General features: G+C 70.9%; 19 protein-coding genes. 15 read left to right on the forward strand and 4 right to left on the reverse strand.

Annotation, left to right across the window (positions count from 1 at the left end; genetic code table 11):
• The gene (locus EER34_RS01770; protein WP_127472862.1) at window positions 1–585 is read left to right on the forward strand and encodes a GNAT family N-acetyltransferase; all 585 of its coding nucleotides are present in this window, start codon (window positions 1–3) and stop codon (window positions 583–585) included.
• Between the two features lie 303 nt (window positions 586–888).
• Window positions 889–1,794, forward strand: coding sequence for a hypothetical protein (locus tag EER34_RS01775; RefSeq protein ID WP_127472863.1), 906 nt, complete (start codon window positions 889–891; stop codon window positions 1,792–1,794).
• Window positions 1,795–1,985: 191 nt separating this feature from the next.
• Here EER34_RS01775 and EER34_RS01780 read toward each other — a convergent pair whose 3' ends face one another.
• Entirely contained in the window at window positions 1,986–3,911 is a 1,926-nt protein-coding gene (locus tag EER34_RS01780) for a BglG family transcription antiterminator (protein ID WP_127472864.1), read from the reverse strand.
• 175 nt (window positions 3,912–4,086) lie between these two features.
• On the opposite strand from EER34_RS01780, the gene EER34_RS01785 reads away from it, so the two are divergent.
• From EER34_RS01785 to EER34_RS01845, 13 genes are all read left to right on the forward strand, one after another.
• On the forward strand, window positions 4,087–4,473 hold the full coding sequence (locus EER34_RS01785) for a PTS sugar transporter subunit IIB (protein WP_127472865.1): 387 nt from the start codon (window positions 4,087–4,089) through the stop codon (window positions 4,471–4,473).
• Between the two features lie 16 nt (window positions 4,474–4,489).
• Window positions 4,490–4,765 (forward strand): HPr family phosphocarrier protein, encoded by a 276-nt coding sequence (locus EER34_RS01790; protein WP_127472866.1) that lies wholly within the window; start codon window positions 4,490–4,492, stop codon window positions 4,763–4,765.
• A gap of 3 nt (window positions 4,766–4,768) precedes the next feature.
• Window positions 4,769–6,442, forward strand: coding sequence for a phosphoenolpyruvate--protein phosphotransferase (gene ptsP, locus EER34_RS01795; protein ID WP_127472867.1), 1,674 nt, complete (start codon window positions 4,769–4,771; stop codon window positions 6,440–6,442).
• A 40-nt stretch (window positions 6,443–6,482) separates the two neighbouring features.
• Window positions 6,483–8,045 (forward strand): PTS mannitol transporter subunit IIBC, encoded by a 1,563-nt coding sequence (locus EER34_RS01800; protein WP_127472868.1) that lies wholly within the window; start codon window positions 6,483–6,485, stop codon window positions 8,043–8,045.
• A gap of 96 nt (window positions 8,046–8,141) precedes the next feature.
• Window positions 8,142–8,579, forward strand: coding sequence for a PTS mannitol transporter subunit IIA (locus tag EER34_RS01805; RefSeq protein WP_127472869.1), 438 nt, complete (start codon window positions 8,142–8,144; stop codon window positions 8,577–8,579).
• The gene (locus tag EER34_RS01810) at window positions 8,579–9,733 is read left to right on the forward strand and encodes a mannitol-1-phosphate 5-dehydrogenase (RefSeq protein WP_127472870.1); all 1,155 of its coding nucleotides are present in this window, start codon (window positions 8,579–8,581) and stop codon (window positions 9,731–9,733) included. The genes EER34_RS01805 and EER34_RS01810 overlap by 1 nt, the downstream gene beginning before the upstream one ends.
• Window positions 9,734–9,782: 49 nt before the next feature.
• Window positions 9,783–10,583, forward strand: a complete 801-nt coding sequence (locus EER34_RS01815; protein ID WP_240642071.1) for an alpha/beta hydrolase — start codon at window positions 9,783–9,785, stop codon at window positions 10,581–10,583.
• Between the two features lie 52 nt (window positions 10,584–10,635).
• Window positions 10,636–11,358, forward strand: coding sequence for a TSUP family transporter (locus tag EER34_RS01820; protein WP_127472872.1), 723 nt, complete (start codon window positions 10,636–10,638; stop codon window positions 11,356–11,358).
• Between the two features lie 109 nt (window positions 11,359–11,467).
• A complete protein-coding gene (locus tag EER34_RS01825) occupies window positions 11,468–12,832 on the forward strand; it encodes a flavin-containing monooxygenase (protein WP_127472873.1) in 1,365 nt (454 codons plus the stop codon).
• Window positions 12,829–13,821, forward strand: coding sequence for a bile acid:sodium symporter family protein (locus EER34_RS01830; RefSeq protein WP_127472874.1), 993 nt, complete (start codon window positions 12,829–12,831; stop codon window positions 13,819–13,821). Before EER34_RS01825 ends, EER34_RS01830 begins: the two co-directional genes overlap by 4 nt.
• Window positions 13,818–14,774 carry an SDR family oxidoreductase gene (locus EER34_RS01835; RefSeq protein WP_127472875.1) on the forward strand — a complete coding sequence of 319 codons (957 nt, stop codon included), beginning with the start codon at window positions 13,818–13,820 and terminating at the stop codon, window positions 14,772–14,774. The genes EER34_RS01830 and EER34_RS01835 overlap by 4 nt, the downstream gene beginning before the upstream one ends.
• 265 nt (window positions 14,775–15,039) lie before the next feature.
• Window positions 15,040–15,957 (forward strand): type IV toxin-antitoxin system AbiEi family antitoxin domain-containing protein, encoded by a 918-nt coding sequence (locus EER34_RS01840; protein ID WP_164743417.1) that lies wholly within the window; start codon window positions 15,040–15,042, stop codon window positions 15,955–15,957.
• Window positions 15,958–16,058: 101 nt separating this feature from the next.
• Window positions 16,059–16,850, forward strand: coding sequence for an isocitrate lyase/PEP mutase family protein (locus EER34_RS01845; protein ID WP_127472877.1), 792 nt, complete (start codon window positions 16,059–16,061; stop codon window positions 16,848–16,850).
• Between the two features lie 106 nt (window positions 16,851–16,956).
• Here EER34_RS01845 and EER34_RS01850 read toward each other — a convergent pair whose 3' ends face one another.
• Genes EER34_RS01850 through EER34_RS01860 form a run of 3 tightly spaced genes read right to left on the reverse strand, consistent with a single transcriptional unit; the run spans window position 16,957 to window position 19,822 of the window.
• Entirely contained in the window at window positions 16,957–18,072 is a 1,116-nt protein-coding gene (locus EER34_RS01850) for an adenosine deaminase (protein WP_127472878.1), read from the reverse strand.
• 59 nt (window positions 18,073–18,131) lie between these two features.
• Window positions 18,132–19,424, reverse strand: a complete 1,293-nt coding sequence (locus EER34_RS01855) for a thymidine phosphorylase (RefSeq protein WP_127472879.1) — start codon at window positions 19,422–19,424, stop codon at window positions 18,132–18,134.
• Entirely contained in the window at window positions 19,421–19,822 is a 402-nt protein-coding gene (locus EER34_RS01860; protein WP_127472880.1) for a cytidine deaminase, read from the reverse strand. The genes EER34_RS01855 and EER34_RS01860 overlap by 4 nt, the downstream gene beginning before the upstream one ends.
• Between the last annotated feature and the right edge of the window lie 53 nt (window positions 19,823–19,875).

Genomic DNA, 19,875 nt, shown 5'->3' on the forward strand with positions numbered 1-19,875 from the left:
ATGCTCCTCACGCAGCCGGTGCCCCTCGAGAACGCGTTCGTCCGCCTGGAGCCGCTGAGCGCCGACCACGTCGACGACATCGCGCGGGCCGCGGTCGGCCTCGAGCACGCCTGGTACACCTCGGTGCCCGCACCCGACGCCGTCGCCGAGGACGTCGCGCAGCGCCTCGCCTGGCAGGACGAGGGCCACATGAACGCCTGGGCGGTGCGCCGTCTCGACACCGGCCTGGTCGTGGGCGAGACGACGTTCTGCAACATCGACCAGGCCAATCGCCACGTCGAGATCGGCCACACCTGGATCGGAGTCGAGGCGCAGCGCACCGCGGTGAACACGGCCTCGAAGCTGCTCCTGCTCGCCCACGCCTTCGAGTCGTGCGACGCCATCGCCGTCGAGTTCCGCACGCACTGGCACAACCGGCAGTCGCGCGCGGCGATCGCCCGGCTCGGTGCCAAGCAGGACGGCGTCCTGCGCAACCACCGGCTCGGACCCGACGGCACTCTTCGCGACACCGTCGTCTTCTCGATCCTCCCGTCCGAATGGCCTGCGGTGCGCCTCGGCCTCGAGGAGCGTCTGCGCCGCGGGTGACGGATGCCGCGGCATCCGCTCAAGGCCTGGATCTTCAGCGCCGAGAAGCCTTCCGGTGCGGGTTCGGGGCACGTTTCGTCAGCTGGGGCGAACGTCGCCCGCCCCAGGTGCACGACCCGCGCCCCAATCCAGAACGGCCGCGGCATACGAGGGCGATCGACCACTCGGCCGCGTCTCCCCACACCCAGCGGTCGCCCGATTCTCCACAGCCCGGACGTCGTGTCGGGACGTCCCGCGCGACATCGGCACGCTCGTCTCATGGAACGTCGACTCATCCGCCGCTCCGAGCTCGATGATCGAGGAATGACATCGAGTCGCATCGGCGGCGAGGTGAGGATGGGCACACTCGTGCGGGTCCGGCCCGGAATCTATGCCCCGGGCGATCGCTGGCACAATGCGAAGCCGGAGGAGCAGATCACCGATCGAGCGTGCGCTCTGGCGATGGTCTCCAAGGCGAGACCGGTGTTCTCCCACGAGACGGCCGCAGCGATTCATGGGCTCCCGCTGTTCCACGCGGACACGTCACGCGTCCATGTGATCGCCCCACCGGACCGCCCCGGCGCGGCTGCCGGCGTCGTACGACATCGCGGGAGCGTGTGTCCAGCCGACCTCGTCGAGATCGATGGGCTGCTGTGCACGAGTCTGCTGCGCACGTCCGCGGACGTCGCGCGAACCCTCTCGTTCGAGCAGGCCGTGACGGTGGCGGATGCTGCGCTGCGCAGGGTCGCCGTCCGCGGACCCGGGACATACGATCACGAGGCGGCCGACGGGTTCGCGGCTGCCGCGCGGGTCATCGCGACACGCTCGCCCCATGGGCAGACGCGGGCGCGCCGCGCGCTTGCGTTCGCCGACGGACGCGCGCAGCTGCCTGGTGAGAGCATCAGCCGGATCCGTCTCCACGAGCTCGGCTTTCGCGACATCCGCCTCCAGGTGGGGGTCGACGGTCCGGCCGGCAGCCGGTACTTCGTCGACTTCGGACTCGAAGAGGTGCGCGCTTTCGGGGAGTTCGACGGGCGGATGAAGTATCTGGACGGGCGCCTGACGAATGGCCGGACAGCATCGGAGGTGGTCGAAGACGAGAAGAAGCGCGAGGACTGGATTCGGGGCACGACCCAGCGCCGCTATGTGCGCTGGGGATGGGCACACCTCGCGACATCGGCGGAGTTGGGTCGGCGTCTCGAGGCCTTCGGCATCCGGCCCGCCCGCTGAACGCCCTGGCTCGGGGCGTGGCGCGTCGGTTGGGGCGGACTCCGCGCGCCCCAGGTGACGGAACGCGCCCTATCCGCGGGCCGCGGCCGACAGCGCCCCCCGACCCGACTCGGCTCCGGCCTCGCGAAAGGACCCGGAGGTCGACGTGATCGCGACGGGACCAGCCGTCACGGGCTCGGTGCGGGGCGCGCTCAGCCGTCGATCACGGCGACGAGTTCGTCGAGGAAGCCGCCGAAGTCGGTCGCGCGGCGGACGATGCGCTGGACGCTGTCGCGCTCGGAGAAGACCTCGACGAACTGCTCGAACACCGTCTGGAACGCCTCGCGGTCGGTCTCGGAGAACGCGACGAGCGCGACGACCTGGACGCGGCCCTCGCCCCACGGGATGGACGGGTCGGCGATGCCGATGGCGATCGAGGTGCGCGTGGCGGTCATCCCGAGGGCGTGCGGCACCGCGAGCGCATCGGTGAAGGCGGTCGACGACAGGTGCTCGCGATCGATGGTGCGCGCCACGTAGTCGTCGTCGATCACGCCCTGCGCGATGAGCGCGTCGCCGAGAAGGCGGATGACGCCCTCCTCGCCGGCCGCGGCATCCAGTCCTCTCACGAAGGCCGACGGCGCGAAGTAGCGCTCCAGCTCCGTCCGCAGACGTGCGAGGCGACGGGTACGGCGGATGCGGCCCGCCGCGGCCTGCACGCGCTCGATGTCGCTGTCGGTGAGGAACGGCTGGATCCGCACGATGCGGTCGCCCGGCACGGCCGGTTCGATCGTGGTGAGGACGAGGTCGGTGTCGATCGTCGACCAGTCGGGGTCGACGCGCGTCTCGACGCCGACCACCTCGATCGCCTGGCCGAGCGAGCGGTCCACGCTCGAACGCAGCAGCTCGTGCAGGTCGTAATAGCCCGGGCACACGATCGTCGCGGTCAGCAGCTGGTCGGCGCGGCGGCTCCGCTCGAGGCGGCCGCCGACGTGCATCGCGATGTAGGCGATCTCATCGTCGGGCAGCGGGATGCCGAGCCGCTCCTGCAGCCGGCTGGCGATGAACACCGCGACCTCGAAGATCATCGGGTAGGTCGACTTGAGGGACCGGGTCAGCGGGTTGCGCGACCACGCCTGCTCGCGCGCCCGGTGCTGCAGGTTCTGCACGTGGAGCGCCAGGCGCAGGACGAAGTCCTCGTGGGCGATGTCGACGAGGAACTCGGCCGACGCCGTCTCGACCACGTCGCGCACGGCCGCCTCGACTTCGGGGTCGAGGCGCGAGCGGGCGTGGTCGGCGGGCGTCTCCGCCCCGGGGGCGACGACACGCGTGAGGACGAGCGTCGCCAGGTGATGCAGGTCGCCCGAGCCCAGCTCGACCCCGAGGTGGCGCTCGGCGAGGCGGCCGATGATCGCCGCGATCTCCTGCTGCGCCGGGCGGGGGTCGGCGTCGGCGCCCTCGAGCCCACGGTCCTGCGCGACCCGGTCGGCGGCGATCGCGATATGCATCACGACATCGGCGATGCCGAACTCGTTGACGAAGTAGCCGAGCGCGCCGAGCTCCGCGACCAGGTCGGCCTTGAAGGGTCCGAACGCCGCCGCGCCGACCGAGTCCTCGCCGAGGGTGCGCCGGAGCGCCGCGATGTCGAATGACCCGGCATCCATCTCGTCGTGCGCGAGCCTGCTCAGCAGGCGGCGCTGCGCCATCTCCGTGCCGCGCAGGCGCGCCTGCGATGCCGACCGCTCGAGGGTGAGCTCGGTGCCGCCGAGGAGACCCCGCACCCGCGCGAGATCGGCGTCGAGCGTCGCCGGACTCACGTGCAGGCGATCGGCGAACTCGAACGTGTCGATGCCGTCGGGGGCGTCGAGCAGGGCCCGGACGAGTGTGTGCAGCCGGTCGCGAGGGGTTCCGGCATCCGTCCCCGCCGCGCGCAGCGCCGCCGCCGCGTCGGCGCCCGCCCGGTAGCCCTGCGGTCCCGATTCGATCGCGACCCCGGGGGCGACGCGGGCGTTCACTGCCGTGACGTACGACCGCACGCTGCGCGGCGTCACCCCGAGAGCGTCGGCGAGGGTCGCAGCGGTGACCCAGTCCCCGTCGCGCGCGAGCAGGCCCAGGAGTCGGTCCTGTCGCGCTCTCGTCACGGGGTCCTCGCGTGGGTGTCGGGTGGGCCGGGAAGCCGGGGTGCCCAGTCAACCACGCACGCCGCCACCGGGTGCGGGCGATCGCCACGGCGCGCGGGCTTTCCGCCCCTGCGGAAGAAGGACTGGTTGTCCGTTCCCAGCGTTTTCACAAGAATGGCCACAGGAAGGCGGGTCGATGAGGATCCTTGTGGTCTGCGGAGCGGGTGCGTCGAGCACCTTCGTCGCCCAGCGCGTGCGCCATGCGGCCCATGACCAGGGACTCCCCTATTCCGCCTTCGCCGGCACCGAGCAGTCGCTTCCGATCGACCTCGATGCCGCGGACGTCGTCCTCGTCGGTCCGCACCTCGTTCACGCTCTCGAGCGCATCGAACGGGATGCCGCCGCCCGGGGCACGACGGTGGTGCTGCTGCCGCCCGACATCTTCGCGGACAAGGACGGCACACGGACGCTCGCACTCGTCCGCGACGCGGTCGGGGCCTCCGGGGGGCCGGCTCCGACCGCGGGCGGCACCCCGCCCGCATCCCGCCTCGACACCAACCCCACCGACGACACCACCGACTGACGACAGAGAGGTCACCATGCCATCCATCTCACGGACCGTCCGGATCGGCTCCGCCCACGGCCTGCACGCCCGCCCCGCGAAGATGTTCGCCCAGGCGGCGAAGGAGGCCGGCATCCCGATCACGGTCGCCAAGGACTCGGGCGCGCCGGTGAACGCGGCGAGCATCCTCGGGGTGATCGCCCTGGGCGTCGAACAGGGCGACTACGTCACGCTGACCGCCGACGGCGACGGCGCAGAAGCCGCGCTCGACACGCTCGCCGAGCTGCTCACGACCGATCACGACGCGGCGTAGACCATGGCCGAACTTCGTGGAGTGGGAATCGGGCTCGGCGTCGCCCGGGGGCCGGTCGCCCGCATGGCAGAGCCGCTGCCGCCGCCCAGCGATGCGCCGAGCACGCTGAGCGCCGACGAGGAGTCGGCGCGGGTGAAGGATGCCGTGGCCGCCGTCGCGCGCGAGCTCGAGCAGCGCGGCGCCCAGGCGGGGGGCGCGGCCCAGGACGTGCTCGAGGCCCAGGCCATGATGGCCGAGGATCCGAGCCTGGCCGACGAGGTCGCGACGCGCCTGGCGCAGGGGAAGACCGGCGAGTTCGCCGTGTTCGACGCCTTCGCGTCGTTCCGCGACCAGCTCACCGCGCTCGGCGGCTACCTCGGCGAGCGCGCAGCCGACCTCGACGACGTCGCCCAGCGGGTCATCGCCCGGCTGCGCGGCGAACCGGCTCCGGGCGTGCCCGACCCCGGGCATCCGTTCGTCCTGGTGGCGAAGGATCTGGCCCCGGCCGACACTGCCCTCCTCGACCTCGACAAGGTGCTCGCCCTCATCACGACCGAGGGCGGCCCGACCTCGCACACGGCGATCCTCGCCCGCGAGAAGTCGATCGTCGCGATCGTCGGCGCAGCCGACGCCGCGTCGCTGCGCGAGGGCGAGACGGTGATCGTGGATGCCGCGGCCGGCGTCGTCACGACCGAGCCCACGCCCGACGAGCTCGAGCGGGCGCAGCACCGGGCCGAGGACCGCGCATCCGCCTCGTCCGCCCCGATCACCGACGGCGCGCTCGCCGACGGAACGCCGGTGCCCCTCCTCGCGAACCTCGGCAAGCCCGAGGCTGCGGCCGACGCGGTGGCCCTCGGGGCGGAGGGCGTGGGGCTGTTCCGCACCGAGTTCCTGTTCCTGAGCTCCGCCCAGGCGCCCACGGTCGAGCAGCAGCGCGAGTCGTACACGCAGCTCCTGTCGGCCTTCCCCGGCAAGAAGGTCGTCGTGCGCGTCCTCGACGCGGGAGCCGACAAGCCGCTCGCGTTCCTCAACGACGCACACGAGGAGAATCCGGCGCTCGGCCTCCGGGGAATCCGCGCGCTCCGCGCGAGCGAGGACATCCTGCGCGAGCAGCTCACCGCCCTCGCCGAAGCGGATGCCGCGACCCGCCGGATGCCCGGGGGCGCCGCGGACCTGTGGGTCATGGCCCCGATGGTCGCCACCGTCGAGGAGGCCGTGTACTTCACCGACCTCGCCCGCGACTACGGCATAAAGACCGCCGGCGTCATGGTCGAGGTCCCGTCGTCGGCGCTGCTCGCCGATCGGATCCTCTCGTACACCGACTTCGCGTCGATCGGCACGAACGACCTCACCCAGTACACGATGGCCGCCGATCGCCTGCTCGGCTCGGTGGCGTCGCTGCAGGATCCGTGGCATCCGGCCGTGCTCCGCCTCATCCGCGAGGTGGGCGACGCCGGCCGCATCAACCGCAAGCCGGTCGGCATCTGCGGCGAAGCGGCGGCAGATCCGCTCCTCGCGGTCGTGCTCGTCGGACTCGGCGCGACGAGCCTGTCGATGGCCCCGACGGCTCTCGCCGACGTGCGCGCGACCCTGCTCCAGCACACCCTCGACGATGCGCGCGTCATCGCCGAGGCCGCCCTCGCCGCGAACGACGCGGCATCCGCACGAACCGCGGCGCAGGCCGCGGCGACCCGATAGGCCGCGCGAGCGGCTGAGAACCGAAACAAGGGAGACAGCAATGACAACGGCGTCAGCCCCCGCCACGAGCGGTGGAAGCAAGGTACGGGTCGGAGTCCAGCGCTTCGGAACGTACCTCTCCGGCATGATCATGCCGAACATCCCCGCGCTCATCGCGTGGGGAATCTTCACGGCCTTCTTCATCGAGGTCGGGTGGACGCCGAACGCCGATCTCGCCACGATCGTCGGCCCGTTCATCCACTACCTGCTGCCGATCATCATCGCCTACACGGGCGGCAACATCGTCTACGGCATCCGCGGCGGCGTCGTGGCGTCGATCGGCGTCATGGGCGCGATCGCAGGCTCGGACTTCCTGATCGCGCAGTTCAACGCGACGCTGGCGGAGGGCGAGGCTCCCCTCGGCCAGGTGCACATGTTCATCGGCGCGATGGTCATGGCGCCGCTGAGCGCGTACACGATGAAGTGGCTCGACAGCCTCTGGGAGGGGAAGATCAAGGCGGGCTTCGAGATGCTCGTCAACATGTTCTCTGCCGGCATCTGGGGCTTCGTGATGGCCATCGTCGGGTTCTACCCGGTCGCGTGGCTCGTCAACGGGCTCATGCAGATCCTGAGCAACGCCGTCAACTGGCTCGTCGAGATGAACCTGCTCCCGCTCACGAGCATCATCATCGAGCCGGCCAAGGTGCTCTTCCTCAACAACGCCATCAACCACGGCGTGCTGACGCCTCTGGGCATCCAGCAGGCCACCGAAGAGGGCTCGTCGATCCTGTTCCTCCTCGAGGCCAACCCCGGCCCCGGTGTGGGGCTGCTGCTCGCGTTCACGTTCTTCGGCATCGGGGCGGCACGCGCGTCGGCCCCCGGCGCCGCCGTGATCCAGTTCTTCGGCGGCATCCACGAGGTGTACTTCCCGTACGCGCTCATGAAGCCGATGGTGATCCTCGCACTGATCGCGGGCGGAGCGACCGGCGTGACCACCAACATGCTCCTGGGCGGCGCGCTTCGCGCTCCAGCCGCGCCGGGCAGCATCATCGCGGTGCTCGCGCAGACGGCCAACGGTGCGTACTTCGCGGTGATCCTGTCCGTCGTGCTCTCGGCCGCGGTGACCATGGCCATAGCCGCGATCATCCTCCGGGCCTCGCGCAAGCGCGACCTCGAGGCGATGGCGGCGACCGACGACGCGTTCGGCGCGGCGATCACGCAGACCGAGGCGGCGAAGGGCAAGTCGTCCGACGCGCTCGGCGGCCTGCGCGGCGGCGCGGCGACCGCGGCCGGCGGGGGCATCGATCCGGCCGTCATGACTGAGCGCGCGATCAAGAACATCGTGTTCGCCTGCGACGCCGGAATGGGCTCGTCCGCCATGGGCGCCAGCGTCCTGCGCAACAAGTTCAAGAAGGCCGGCATCGAGGACGTCACGGTCGTGAACAAGGCGATCGCCGCCCTCGACGGCAGCGCCGACCTGGTGATCACGCAGAACCAGCTCACCGATCGGGCGCGGCATGTGGCGCCGGGCGCGGTCCACGTCTCGGTGGACAACTTCATGAATTCGCCACGGTACGACGAGGTCGTAGAACTCGTCCGTGACCAGCACCAGGATGGTGTGTAGGCGCTGAGACGGCTGTGGGGTCGGGCGGCGCGAGGCCCCCGACCCCATGGCCTTCGGCCGCGGCATCCGTATCCGGCAACCGAAAGGGCAATCGAAATGGCACGTGAGGTACTGAGCATCGGCCAGGTGCGGATCCACAGCGGGAGCGCGACGCGCGAGGAGGCGATGAAGGAGGCGGCCGACATCCTCGAGTCCGCCGGCGCGGTCACGAGCGCCTACTTCGACGCGATGCAGCAGCGCGAGCAGACGGTCTCGACGTATATGGGCAACGAGCTCGCGATCCCGCACGGGACCAACGAGACCAAGCACACGATCCTCGACTCGGCCCTCTCGGTCGTCCGGTACGACGGCGGTGTCGACTGGGACGGCGAGCCCGTGACCTTCGTCGTGGGCATCGCCGGCAAGGGCGACGAGCACCTCGAGATCCTCTCCCAGATCGCGATCCTGTTCTCCGACGACGACGAGGTGCAGAAGCTGAAGGACGCCCAGTCGCCCGAAGAGCTCTTCGCGCTGGTCTCCGCCGCGGGCGTGTGATGAAGGCGGTCCACTTCGGCGCCGGCAACATCGGGCGCGGGTTCGTCGGCCTGCTGCTGCACCAGGGCGGCTACGAACTGGTCTTCTCGGATGTCGCGGCCCCGCTCGTCGACGCGATCAACGGGGTCTCCTCGTACACCGTGCACGAGGTCGGCGAAGGCGGGCGCGACACCGTCGTCACCGGCTTCCGCGCGATCAACAGCGCGGAGCACCCCGACGAGGTCGTCGACGAGATCGCCGTCGCCAACGTCGTCACAACAGCCGTCGGACCCACGATCCTCAAGTTCGTCGCCCCGCACATCGTCGCCGGCCTCGCCCTTCGCGACCCGTCCTCCCCGCCGCTGCAGATCATGGCCTGCGAGAACGCGATCAACGCCACCGATCTCCTTCGCGACGAGATCCTCGCCCTCGCGGCCGACGCATGGGACGGGCTCGCCTCCCGTGCGGTGTTCGCCAACACCGCCGTCGACCGCATCGTCCCCGCTCAGCCCGAGGGCTCGGGCGTCGACGTGACGGTCGAGCCCTTCTACGAGTGGGCCATCGAGCGGCCTCCGTTCGGAGACGACCCGCCCCGCATCCCGGGAGCGCACTTCGTCGACGACCTCGGTCCCTATATCGAGCGGAAGCTCTTCACGGTCAACACGGGTCATGCGACGACGGCGTACTTCGGCGCCCAGGCGGGCATCGACACGATCGCGGCCGCGCTCGCCGACGACGACATCGCGGCGCACGTCGCGGCGGCGCTGGCCGAGACCTCTGCGCTCCTCGCGGCGAAGCACGGACTCGACCCCGCCGATCTCGCGGACTACCGCGCCACGATCCTCGGCAGGTTCCGCAACGCGGCCCTCCCCGATACCGTGTGGCGCGTCGGGCGCCAGCCGCTGCGCAAGCTCTCCCGGCACGAGCGCTTCGTCGGGCCGGCAGCGGAGGCTGCGGAGCGCGGCCTGTCCGTCGACGCCCTCGTCGCCGCGATGGGCGCGCTGCTCGCCTTCGACGACCAGGAGGACCCGCAGTCGGTCGACCTGCAGCGGATGCTGCGCGAGCAGGATGCCGCGACCTTCACCGCGACCGCGACCGGCCTCGAGCCGGGGCATCCGCTCTTCGCGAAGGTCGTGGCCGTCGTCGAGGACCGGCAGGCGGAGATCGGCGTCTGACCCCTCGGGCGGATCCGGAGACCGCAGCAGCCGCGGCTACGCTCGTGGGGTGACCGATCCCTCACCCCAGGACTCCCCCGCCGTCGATCCGCCCGCGAAGCCCCGGCGCCGCCGGGGCCCGCGGGTGCTGTGGTGGATCCTCGGGTCGGTCGGGGCCCTGGTGCTGCTCGCGATCGTCGGAATCCTGGTGTGGAGTCAGGTCGGGGTGATGGCCGCTGAGCCCGAGCCTCTCGCAGAGGTGACCTCGAACCCGGCGATCGAGATCACCGACACGTCGGGCGCGATCATCCTCGCGCCGGCCACCGGCGCCTCCGATGAGGGACTCGTCTTCATCCCGGGAGCCAAGGTCGATCCGTGGGCGTACGCGAACAACTTCGCCGGGCTCGTGGCGGAGGGCGGGGTGACGGTGGTGATCACCAAGCCCTGGCTCAACCTCGCGTTCTTCGATCTGCGGCCGCTGTCGGCGTTCACCGACCTCGTGCCGGACGTCGGCTCCTGGGCCGTGGGCGGTCACTCGCTCGGCGGGGTGCGCTCGTGCCAATTGGCGGCCGACGCCGATGCGCTCGTCCTGTTCGGCTCCTATTGCGCGACCGACCTGTCCGAGTCCGACCTGCCCGTGCTCAGCATCGCCGGCAGCGAGGACGGACTGTCGACGCCGGAGAAGATCGCCCAGGCGCGGCCGCTCCTCCCCGACGACGCGCAGATGGAGGTCATCGACGGGGCCAGCCACGCCTCGTTCGGCGACTACGGCCCGCAGGCCGGCGACGGCACTCCGACGATCGACGATGCCGAGATGGACGAGGCGCTCACGGCCATCCTCCTCTCGTTCGCGGACGAGCTCCGCGGGTGAGCCCCCGTCGCGGTGACGAGCACGCGGCGGCCGCCACGTAGACTTTCCGCCCGTGACCGTCGTCCTCGCCTGCCTCGCCGCCTTCGTCGCCGCGGTCATCCAGCGCATCACGGGCCTCGGGTTCGTGCTCGTCCTGGTCGGTCCGATCGTCCTGCTGTACGGACCCTTCGAGGGCGTCACGATCGGGGTGCTTCTCGCCCTTGTGGCTTCGCTCACCGCCATCCCGCTGGTGTGGAAGCACATCGAGTGGCGTCGCACCTGGTGGCTCATCTGGCCCGGGCTGATCGCGGCCCCGTTCGGCGCCCTGCTCGTGGGGCTGCTTCCCGAGGCCGCCCTGCTGCTCCTCATCGCCGCGATGGCGTACTCCGCACTGGTCGCCGGCTGGATCCCGGCGCTGTCCGCGTCGCTGCGCGGCAAGCCGGGCGCGATCGTCGCCGGGTCGGCCGCCGGATTCATGCACGTGGCGAGCGGGCTGTCCGGCCCACCGCTGGCCGCCTACGCCGTCGGCGACAGGTGGGCGCAGCGCCGGTTCGCGGCGAGCGTGCAGGTGATCTTCGCGACGTTCAGCATCGCCTCGGTCGCCCTGCGCGGGCTTCCGGCGTCTCCGGTCGAGGACATCTGGCTGCTCATCGGCGCGACCGCGGCCGGCATCGCGATCGGCACGATCCTGAGCCGCAACGTCTCGCCCCGCATCGCCCGCATCGCGATGCTCGCGATCGCGTGGGCCGGCGCGACAGTGGTGCTGGTGCGAGGCATCCTGGCACTCTGGTCCTGACGTCAACGACGCAGGTCGGCCCTGATTTTCGGTTAATGCCGAGTAACGCTTAGGGTTCTTCCCTGGGGTGCGGCGTCGCCAGGCCGCCACAACGACGTGTGGGAGACGAATGAGCGAGCTTCGCTACGCCATCATCGGCGCGGGTCCGTCCGGACTCTCGGCCGCGCGCGCCTTGCAGAAGGCGGGCATCGAGTTCGACGGGTACGAGGCATCCCGCGGTGTCGGCGGCCTCTGGGACATCGACAATCCGCGCTCGACGATGTACGAGTCGGCGCACCTCATCTCGTCACGAACGACGACCGAGTTCAGCGAGTTCCCGATGGACACCGCTGCGGACTACCCGAGCCACCGCACGCTCATCCGCTACTTCCGCGACTTCGCGGACCGCTTCGGCCTGACCGACCGCTTCCGGTTCGAGACGAAGGTCACGGCGGTCGAGAAGACGGACGACGGCGGCTGGATGCTGCGCGCCGACGGCCCCGCCGGGTCGACAGAGCACCGCTACGACGGCGTCATCCTCGCCAACGGCACGCTGGCCGAGCCCAACATCCCCGACTTCCGCGGCGAGTTCTCCGGCGAACTGCTCCACACCAGCGCGTACAAGAGTGCGAGCCAGCTCGCAGGCAAGCGGGTCCTCATCATAGGAGCGGGCAACTCCGGCTGCGACATCGCGGTCGACGCCGTGCACCATGCGGCGTCCGTCGACATGAGCGTGCGGCGCGGGTACTACTTCGTGCCGCGCTACCTGTTCGGCCGGCCGAGCGACACCCTCAACCAGGGCAAGCCCCTCCCCGCTCCGATCAAGCAGTTCGTCGACAAGCGGGTGCTCCGGGCGTTCACCGGTGACCCGGTGCGCTTCGGCTTCCCCCGGCCCGACTACAAGATCTACGAGTCGCACCCGATCGTCAATACGCTGATCCTCAACCACCTCGGGCAAGGCGACCTGGGCATCCGGCCCGACATCGACCGCTTCGACGGCCGCACGGTGCACTTCCACGACGGCTCGAGCGGCGAGTACGACATGGTCCTGCTCGCGACCGGCTACACGCTGGACTACCCGTTCGTCGCCCGCGAGGAGCTGAACTGGACCGGCTGGTCGCCGAAGCTCTTCCTCAACGTCTTCCCGCCGTCGTTCAACGGGCTGTATGTCATGGGCATGATCGAGGCATCCGGGATCGGCTGGCAGGGGCGCTACGAGCAGGCCGAGCTCATCGCCGCCTACCTCACCGCCCTCGAGCGCCGCCCGGAGCGCGCAGCCGAGTTCCGCGCCCGCGCGACCGGCCGGCCCTGGCCCGACCTGACCGGCGGCTACAAGTACCTCGGGCTCGAGCGCATGTCGTACTACGTCAACAAGGACGCCTACCGCCGCGCCGTCCGCGACGCCACCGCCGGCCTGCACGGCGATGCACCGTCCGGCGCGCCGGGCCGGGGCATCCGCTCCCGCCGTCGCTCCGCCCGGAAGGTCTCCGCATGAATCCCGACGACATCGTCCTCAACTTCAACCCGGGGACGCTCGTCATCCTCAACGTGGTGCTCGGGCTGATCATGTTCGGCATCGCGCTCGACACGACGGTCGACGACTTCAAGGTCGTGGCGCGAAAGCCCAAGCCGTTCGTCATCGCGATCCTCGCGCAGCTGATCGTGCTGCCCGCGGTCACGTTCGGGCTGACCCTGATCCTGCCGGTCACGCCCTCGATGGCGCTCGGCATGATCCTCGTGGCATGCTGCCCGCCCGGCAACATCTCGCAGGTGCTGACCCACCGCTCCGGCGGCAACGTCGCCCTGTCCGTCTCGATGACCGCGGTCTCGAATGTCATCTACATCTTCGCCCTGCCGCTGAGCGTCGCGTTCTGGGGCTCTCTGCACCCCACGGCGTCGACGCTGCTCGAGGCCGTCGAGCTCAACGCCTGGGCGATGCTGCTCGACATCTTCCTGATCATCGGCCTGCCGTTCGCCGCCGGCCTGTTCATCCGCAATCGGTTCCCGGTCTTCGCCGGTCGCGTGCAGCCCTACGTGAAGTGGTTCTCGCTCCTCGCGCTGGTCGGGTTCATCGTCGCCGCCCTCGCGGGCAACTGGGCGTACTTCGTCGCGTTCCTGGGCATCATCATCGTGGTGGTGACGATCCACGACGCCGTCGCCCTCGCGATCGGCTACAGCACGGCTGTCGTCGGCGGTCTCGGCACGCGCGAGCGCAAGGCGATGACGTTCGAGGTCGGCATCCGAAACGCGGGCCTCGGCCTCGGCCTCATCTTCGCCTTCTTCGGCGGCCTCGGCGGCATGGCGATCGTCGCCGGCTGGTGGGGCATCTGGGACATCATCGCCGGGCTTATCGTCGCGGGCCTCTGGGCCCGTCACACCCGCAGGCGCACGGGATCGCCCAAGGGCGATGCGTCGCGTCATGCGCTCCGCGCGGGCGGGACGGATGCCGCGGCCCCCGACGCGGCCGCGGGGCCTGCCTCGTGAGCGTCCGGGTCCTGATCACGGGCGGCGCCGGCTTCCTCGGCTCGCACGTCGCGGCGGCGCTCGTCGCCCACCCCGACGTCGACCTCGTCGTCGCCGGCGACGTGCGCCGGCCGGAGCATCCCATCGAGGGGGTCGTCTACGACGACTGCGACGTCACACGTCCGGCGGGGCTCGTGCCCCTGCTGCAGCGTCATGAGATCGACGTCGTCGTCCACCTCGCCGCGATCGTGAACCCGGGGCGCGACCACGACCTGGAGTACCGGGTGGACGTGGACGGAACGCGCAGCATCCTCGATGCCTGCGTCGCCACGGGTGTGCGCCGCATCGTCGTGTCGTCGTCGGGTGCCGCCTACGGGTACCACCCCGACAGCCCGGAGTGGCTTCACGAGACCGATGCCGTCCGCGGGAACGACGAGTTCCCCTACGCGAGGCACAAGCGGCTCGTCGAGGAGATGCTCGCCGAACGTCGCGAGACCGACCCCGACCTGGAGCAGGTCGTGTTCCGCATCGGCACCATCCTCGGCCCGACCGTGCAGAACCAGATCACCGCACTCTGGGACGGGCGCCGCATCCTGGCCATCCGCGGCTCGGACTCGCCCTTCGTGTTCGTCTGGGTCGACGACGTCGCCGCGGCCATGACCCGCGCGGCCACCGACGGCCCGGCGGGGATCTACAACGTCGCCGGCGACGGCCGGGTCACGGTGCAGGAGATCGCGGCGCGCCTGGGCAAGCCCCTGCTCACCGTGCCGGCCGGAGTCCTCGCGTTCGCACTGCGGACCGGGCGGATGCTGCGCCTCACCGTCCACGGACCGGAGCAGGTCGGCTTCCTCCGCTATCGCCCGGTGCTTGCGAACGACGCGCTGAAGCGCGACTTCGGCTTCACTCCGTCGAAGACCTCGGCCGAGGCCTTCGAGGCCTACCTCGGGACGCACCCCGGCGTCGCACGGGACTAGTCGCGGGAATCCGCCGGCGCGGGCGGTGCGGGCTGGGGCGGTGCTGGCTGGGGCGGTGCGGGCCGGTGGACTCGGCAGGACTCCTCCAATCCGGGGTGAACCGCGGCCGTGCGCCCCGGACTGCCCCGGTCCGGGGTCGAGCCGGAGGAGTTCTGCAACCGGCCCGACGACCGCCGATTCCTCCCCTGCCCGTGCGGACGCGGGGTCCGTCCACGCGTCGGCTGATGTGGCCGCGTCCGCCCGACCAGCACGATCGACTGAGCGGGTGCAGAGACCGAACGCCCTCGCGACCTCCCTTCTCTCGGAGACGTTTCTCAGCCCGCGCGAGCTGCAGGAGAGAGGAGTCGACCGACATGCCGCACGCCGGCTCGTCGAGGCGGGCGAGCTGGTGAGACTCCGCAACGGCAGGTACGTGCGGCGCGGTGCCTGCGATGCCCTCGTTCGCGCCGGGCGGATAGGCGGGCGCCTGGACTGCGTCTCGCTGCTGGGCGCGATCGGCGTCTTCGTCGTCGACCGCTCCATCCTCCACGTGCAGTTCGAGCGAGGAACGAGCCGGCTGCCGGTTCGCCCCGCAGCGACCGTGGCGCACTGGCGGCGCTCACGCCGAGCTCGTGCGGCACTGACGGCCGATCTCATCGAGGCGCTCGCCCAATCCGTGCGATGCCAGGCGCCCCGCGACGCCGTCGCCACACTTGACAGCGCATGGCATCAGGGGCTCATCGACGAGTCCGACCTCGCGGCCGTCTTCGCGCGGCTGCCGGAGAGATATCGACCGCTCCGATCGCTGCTCGATCCGCGGAGCGAGTCCGGTCCGGAGTCGCTGATGCGGCTCATCCTCCGCGGGCTCGGGTGCTCCTTCGATGTGCAGGTGGAGATAGCTGGGGTGGGGCGAGTGGACTTCGTGGTCGACGGCTGGCTCATCATCGAGTGCGACAGCAAGGCGCATCACGAGGGGTGGGACGCGCAGCGCCGCGATCGACGCCGAGACATCGCCGCCGCCCGCGCAGGCTACACGACGATCCGTCCTCTGGCCGAGGACATCCTCTTCCACCGAGAGCAGACACTCGACGATGTGAAGTCGATCCTGGCGCATGGTCCGCGGCCGTCTGCAACGCAGAACTCCTCCAAACGAGGCGCCAAACGCCGGACGGCGGCGCCCTGCGGCCAGACCACGCCCGCATGAGTGGAGTTCTGCCGAACGCCGGGCTGTCGCGACGCACAAGCGGCGCCGGTGAGGTCCGATTCCCGCCGGTGGATGTCGTCGCGGTGCGGTGGGATGGTGTGATGACGCAGAACCCCTCCCCCTTCCGCCGCCTCCACGAACGCACGCTGGTGCTGCCCAACGCGTGGGACGGAGCATCCGCCGCCCTCTTCGCCGCCGCGGGCGCCCCCGCGATCGCCACCACGAGCGCCGGGGTCGCCTGGTCGCTCGGGTACCAGGACAGTCAGGGCGCTCCGATCGACGAGATGATCGCCGCGCTCGCGCGCATCGTCGCAGTCTCCCCTGTGCCGGTCACCGCCGACATCGAGGCGGGGTATGGGGATGCCGCGGCCACGGTCGCACGCATCATCGCGCTCGGCGTCTCGGGCATCAATCTCGAGGACTCCGAGGGCGGCGCGCTCGTCGACCCCGCGACGATGCGAGAGAGGATCATCGCGGTACGAGAGGTCGCCGCCGGCGCCGGAGCGGATCTCTTCGTCAACGCCCGGATCGACACGTACCTCTTCGGCGTCGAGAACGCGCTCGACGCCACCCTCGAACGCGGCGCCGCCTACGTCGACGCCGGAGCCGACGGCATCTTCGTTCCCGGGCTCGCCGACCTCGAGGCGATGCGCGTGCTGAGCGGAGCGATCACCGTGCCGCTCAACGTCATGGTCGCCGCCGGCTCGCCACCCGTCGCCGACCTCGAGGACGCAGGCGTCCGCCGCATCAGCACAGGCATGGCCCTCGCCCATCAGGCGTGGGCGGTAGCCGCCGCGAGCGCCGTCGACATCCTTACCGAAGGGCACTTCGACGCGATCGACCCGGGGGTCGAGTACGGCCGCCTGAACGGTCTCCTGCGCACCGGCGGGTGACGATCGCCCCGGGCGTCGACTACGGCCGCCTGAACGGTCTCCTGCGCACCGGCAGGTGACGATGCGCTGAGGGTTCGGTCGTGGCCGCACCCTCAGCGCCTGCGGCTCAGTCGCCGAAGCCCTCCGCGATCAGCTCGATGAGCTCCTCGCGCTCCTCCACAGGGAGGAACGCGCCGGCGGCGGCGTTGAGCTGGAAGGATTCGAAGTCGTCGAGGCCGTACTCGAACGTCTCCGCAAGGAGCGCGAGCTCCCGCGTGAGCGACGTGCGGCTCATCGTGCGGTTGTCGACGTTCACCGTCACCGAGAAGCCGAGCTGGTAGAGCAGATCGAAGGGGTGGTCCTCCATCGTCGTCCCCCACGCCGCGATCGCGCCGGTCTGCAGGTTGGACGACGGCGAGAGCTCGAGCGTGATCTCGCGGTCGCGCACCCAGCGAGCGAGGTCTCCGAACTGCACGAGCACCTCTTCGCCGGCGCGCGAGACGACCTCGAGGTCTTCGGCGAGGCGCACACCGTGACCCAGGCGCAGCGCCCGGCCGTCGAGGAGCGCCGAGCGGATCGAGTCGAGACCGGCCGCTTCGCCGGCGTGGACGGTCGAGGGGAAGAACTCCGACGCGAGGTAGTCGAACGCCGCACGGTGGTTCGAGGCCGGGAACCCGTCTTCGGGACCGGCGATGTCGAAGCCCACGGCTCCGCGCGTGCGCCAGTCCACCGCGAGCTTCGCGATCTCGAGCGAACGGTCGGTGTGGCGCATCGCGGTGATGAGCTGGCCGACGCGGATGTCGCGACCGCCGCGCTCCGCGGCATCCTCGCCCTCCTCGATGCCCTCCTGCACGGCCGCGACGACCTCGTCGAGCGACAGACCCCGTGCCAGATGCTGCTCGGGAGCCCACCGCACCTCGCCGTAGATGACGCCGTCGGCCGCGAGGTCCTCGACGAACTCCCGCGCGACCCGCGTGAGCCCTTCGCGGGTCTGCATGACCGCCGTCGTCAGGTCGAACGTCTTGAGGTACTCGACGAGCGATCCGGAGTCGCTCTTCTCGGAGAACCAGTCCGCGAGGTCGTCGGCGTCGGACTCGGGCACGTCCAGGCCGATCCCGTCGGCGAGTTCGATGATCGTCGCCGGGCGCACCCCTCCGTCGAGGTGGTCGTGCAGCGAGACCTTCGGCAGGCTCCGGATCGACACTCCGTCGATGACGGCATCTCCGTGCTGGTCGATGGGCATTGGTGTTCTCCTCGGAGATCGGCGGTTTCGGTGGCGGAGCGGGCGGGGATGCCTGCGCGTCAGGCGGTGATGCGCTCGAGCACGAGCGGGCTCGGCGCCGGGGCGTCCGCCCCGACATCCCACGCGCCCTCCAGCGCGTCGAGAGCGCGGTCGAACCTCGTCGCATCCTCCCCGAGCAGGGTGAACAGCGGCTGTCCGGCCGCGACGGCGTCGCCGGGCTTGACGTGCAGATCGATGCCGGCCGCGTGGAGGACCGGGTCCTCGGCGCGGGCGCGTCCGGCGCCGAGACGCCAGGCGGCGATCCCGAAGGGCAGCGCCTCCATGCGGGCGACGAAGCCGGCCTCGGTCGCGGTCACGACGTGCGTCTCGCGGGGAGCGGGGAGCGGAGCATCCGGATCGCCGTCCTGCGCGCGGATCATGTCGCGCCACCGGTCCATCGCCCGGCCGTCGGCGAGAGCGGCCTCGACGTCGGCATCGGGCTGCCCGGCCAGGGCGAGCATCTCGCGGGCGAGCGCCACCGTGAGCTCGACGACATCGGCGGGGCCGCCGCCGGCGAGCACCTCGACCGATTCGCGGACCTCGTTCGCGTTGCCGATCGCGAGGCCCAGGGGGGTGTTCATGTCGGTGAGGAGCGCCGTGGTCGCGACCCCCGAATCGGTGCCGAGCGCGACCATCGTGCGGGCGAGCTCGCGCGCCTTCTCGACGTCGCGCATGAACGCGCCGGAGCCGAACTTCACGTCGAGCACGAGCGAGTCGGTGCCTTCGGCGATCTTCTTCGACATGATGCTCGAGGCGATGAGCGGGATCGCCTCGACCGTGCCGGTGACGTCGCGGAGCGCGTAGAGCTTCTTGTCTGCGGGCGCGAGGCCCGAACCGGCTGCGCAGATCACGGCGCCGACGCCGGCGAGCTGGTCGAACAGCTCGTCGTTCGTGAGCGCGGCCCGCCAGCCCGAGATCGATTCGAGCTTGTCGAGCGTGCCACCGGTGTGCCCGAGGCCACGGCCCGACAGCTGCGGCACCGCGACGCCGAACGCGGCCACCAGCGGCGCGAGGGGAAGCGTGATCTTGTCGCCCACGCCGCCGGTGGAGTGCTTGTCGACGGTGGGCTTGCCGAGCCCGGCGAAGCTCATGCGCTCGCCCGACGCGATCATCGCGTCGGTCATCACGCGGATCTCGTCCCTCGACATGCCGTTGAGCAGCACGGCCATCGCGAACGCCGCCATCTGCGAGTCCGCGACGTAGCCGCGCGTATAGGCGTCGACCATCCACCGCAGCGCCCCCTCGGGGACGGCTCCCCCGTCGCGCTTCGTGCGGATGACGTCGACGGCGTCGTACGGCTCGACCTCGGTCATCGGGCGGCCTCCTCGAGGTCGCGCGGTCCGAACGCGTCGGGCAGCACCTCGTCGATCGTGCGGATGCCCGACACCGTCTCGAGCAGCATCCCCGGAATCGCGAACTCGTACAGCAGCTGACGGCAGCGCCCGCACGGCATGATCGTGTGACCCTCGCCGTTCACGCACACGAACGCGACGAGGTTGCCGCCGCCGGTGATCGCGAGCTCGCTGACGAGCCCGCACTCGGCGCACAGGGTCACGCCGTACGACGCGTTCTCGACGTTGCAGCCGGTCACGATGCGCCCGTCGGTCACCAGTGCGGCGGCGCCCACCTTGTAGCGGGAGTACGGGGCGTACGCACGCCGCATGGCATCCGTCGCGGCCGCGCGCAGCTCATCCCAGTCGATGTCGGTCACGAACGGCCTCTCTTCACAGCGGTATCAGGGGGGTCGGATGCCTCGGCCCGGCC

Origin of the sequence: Microbacterium sulfonylureivorans (assembly GCF_003999995.1) — a bacterium.
Classification (GTDB): domain Bacteria; phylum Actinomycetota; class Actinomycetes; order Actinomycetales; family Microbacteriaceae; genus Microbacterium; species Microbacterium sulfonylureivorans.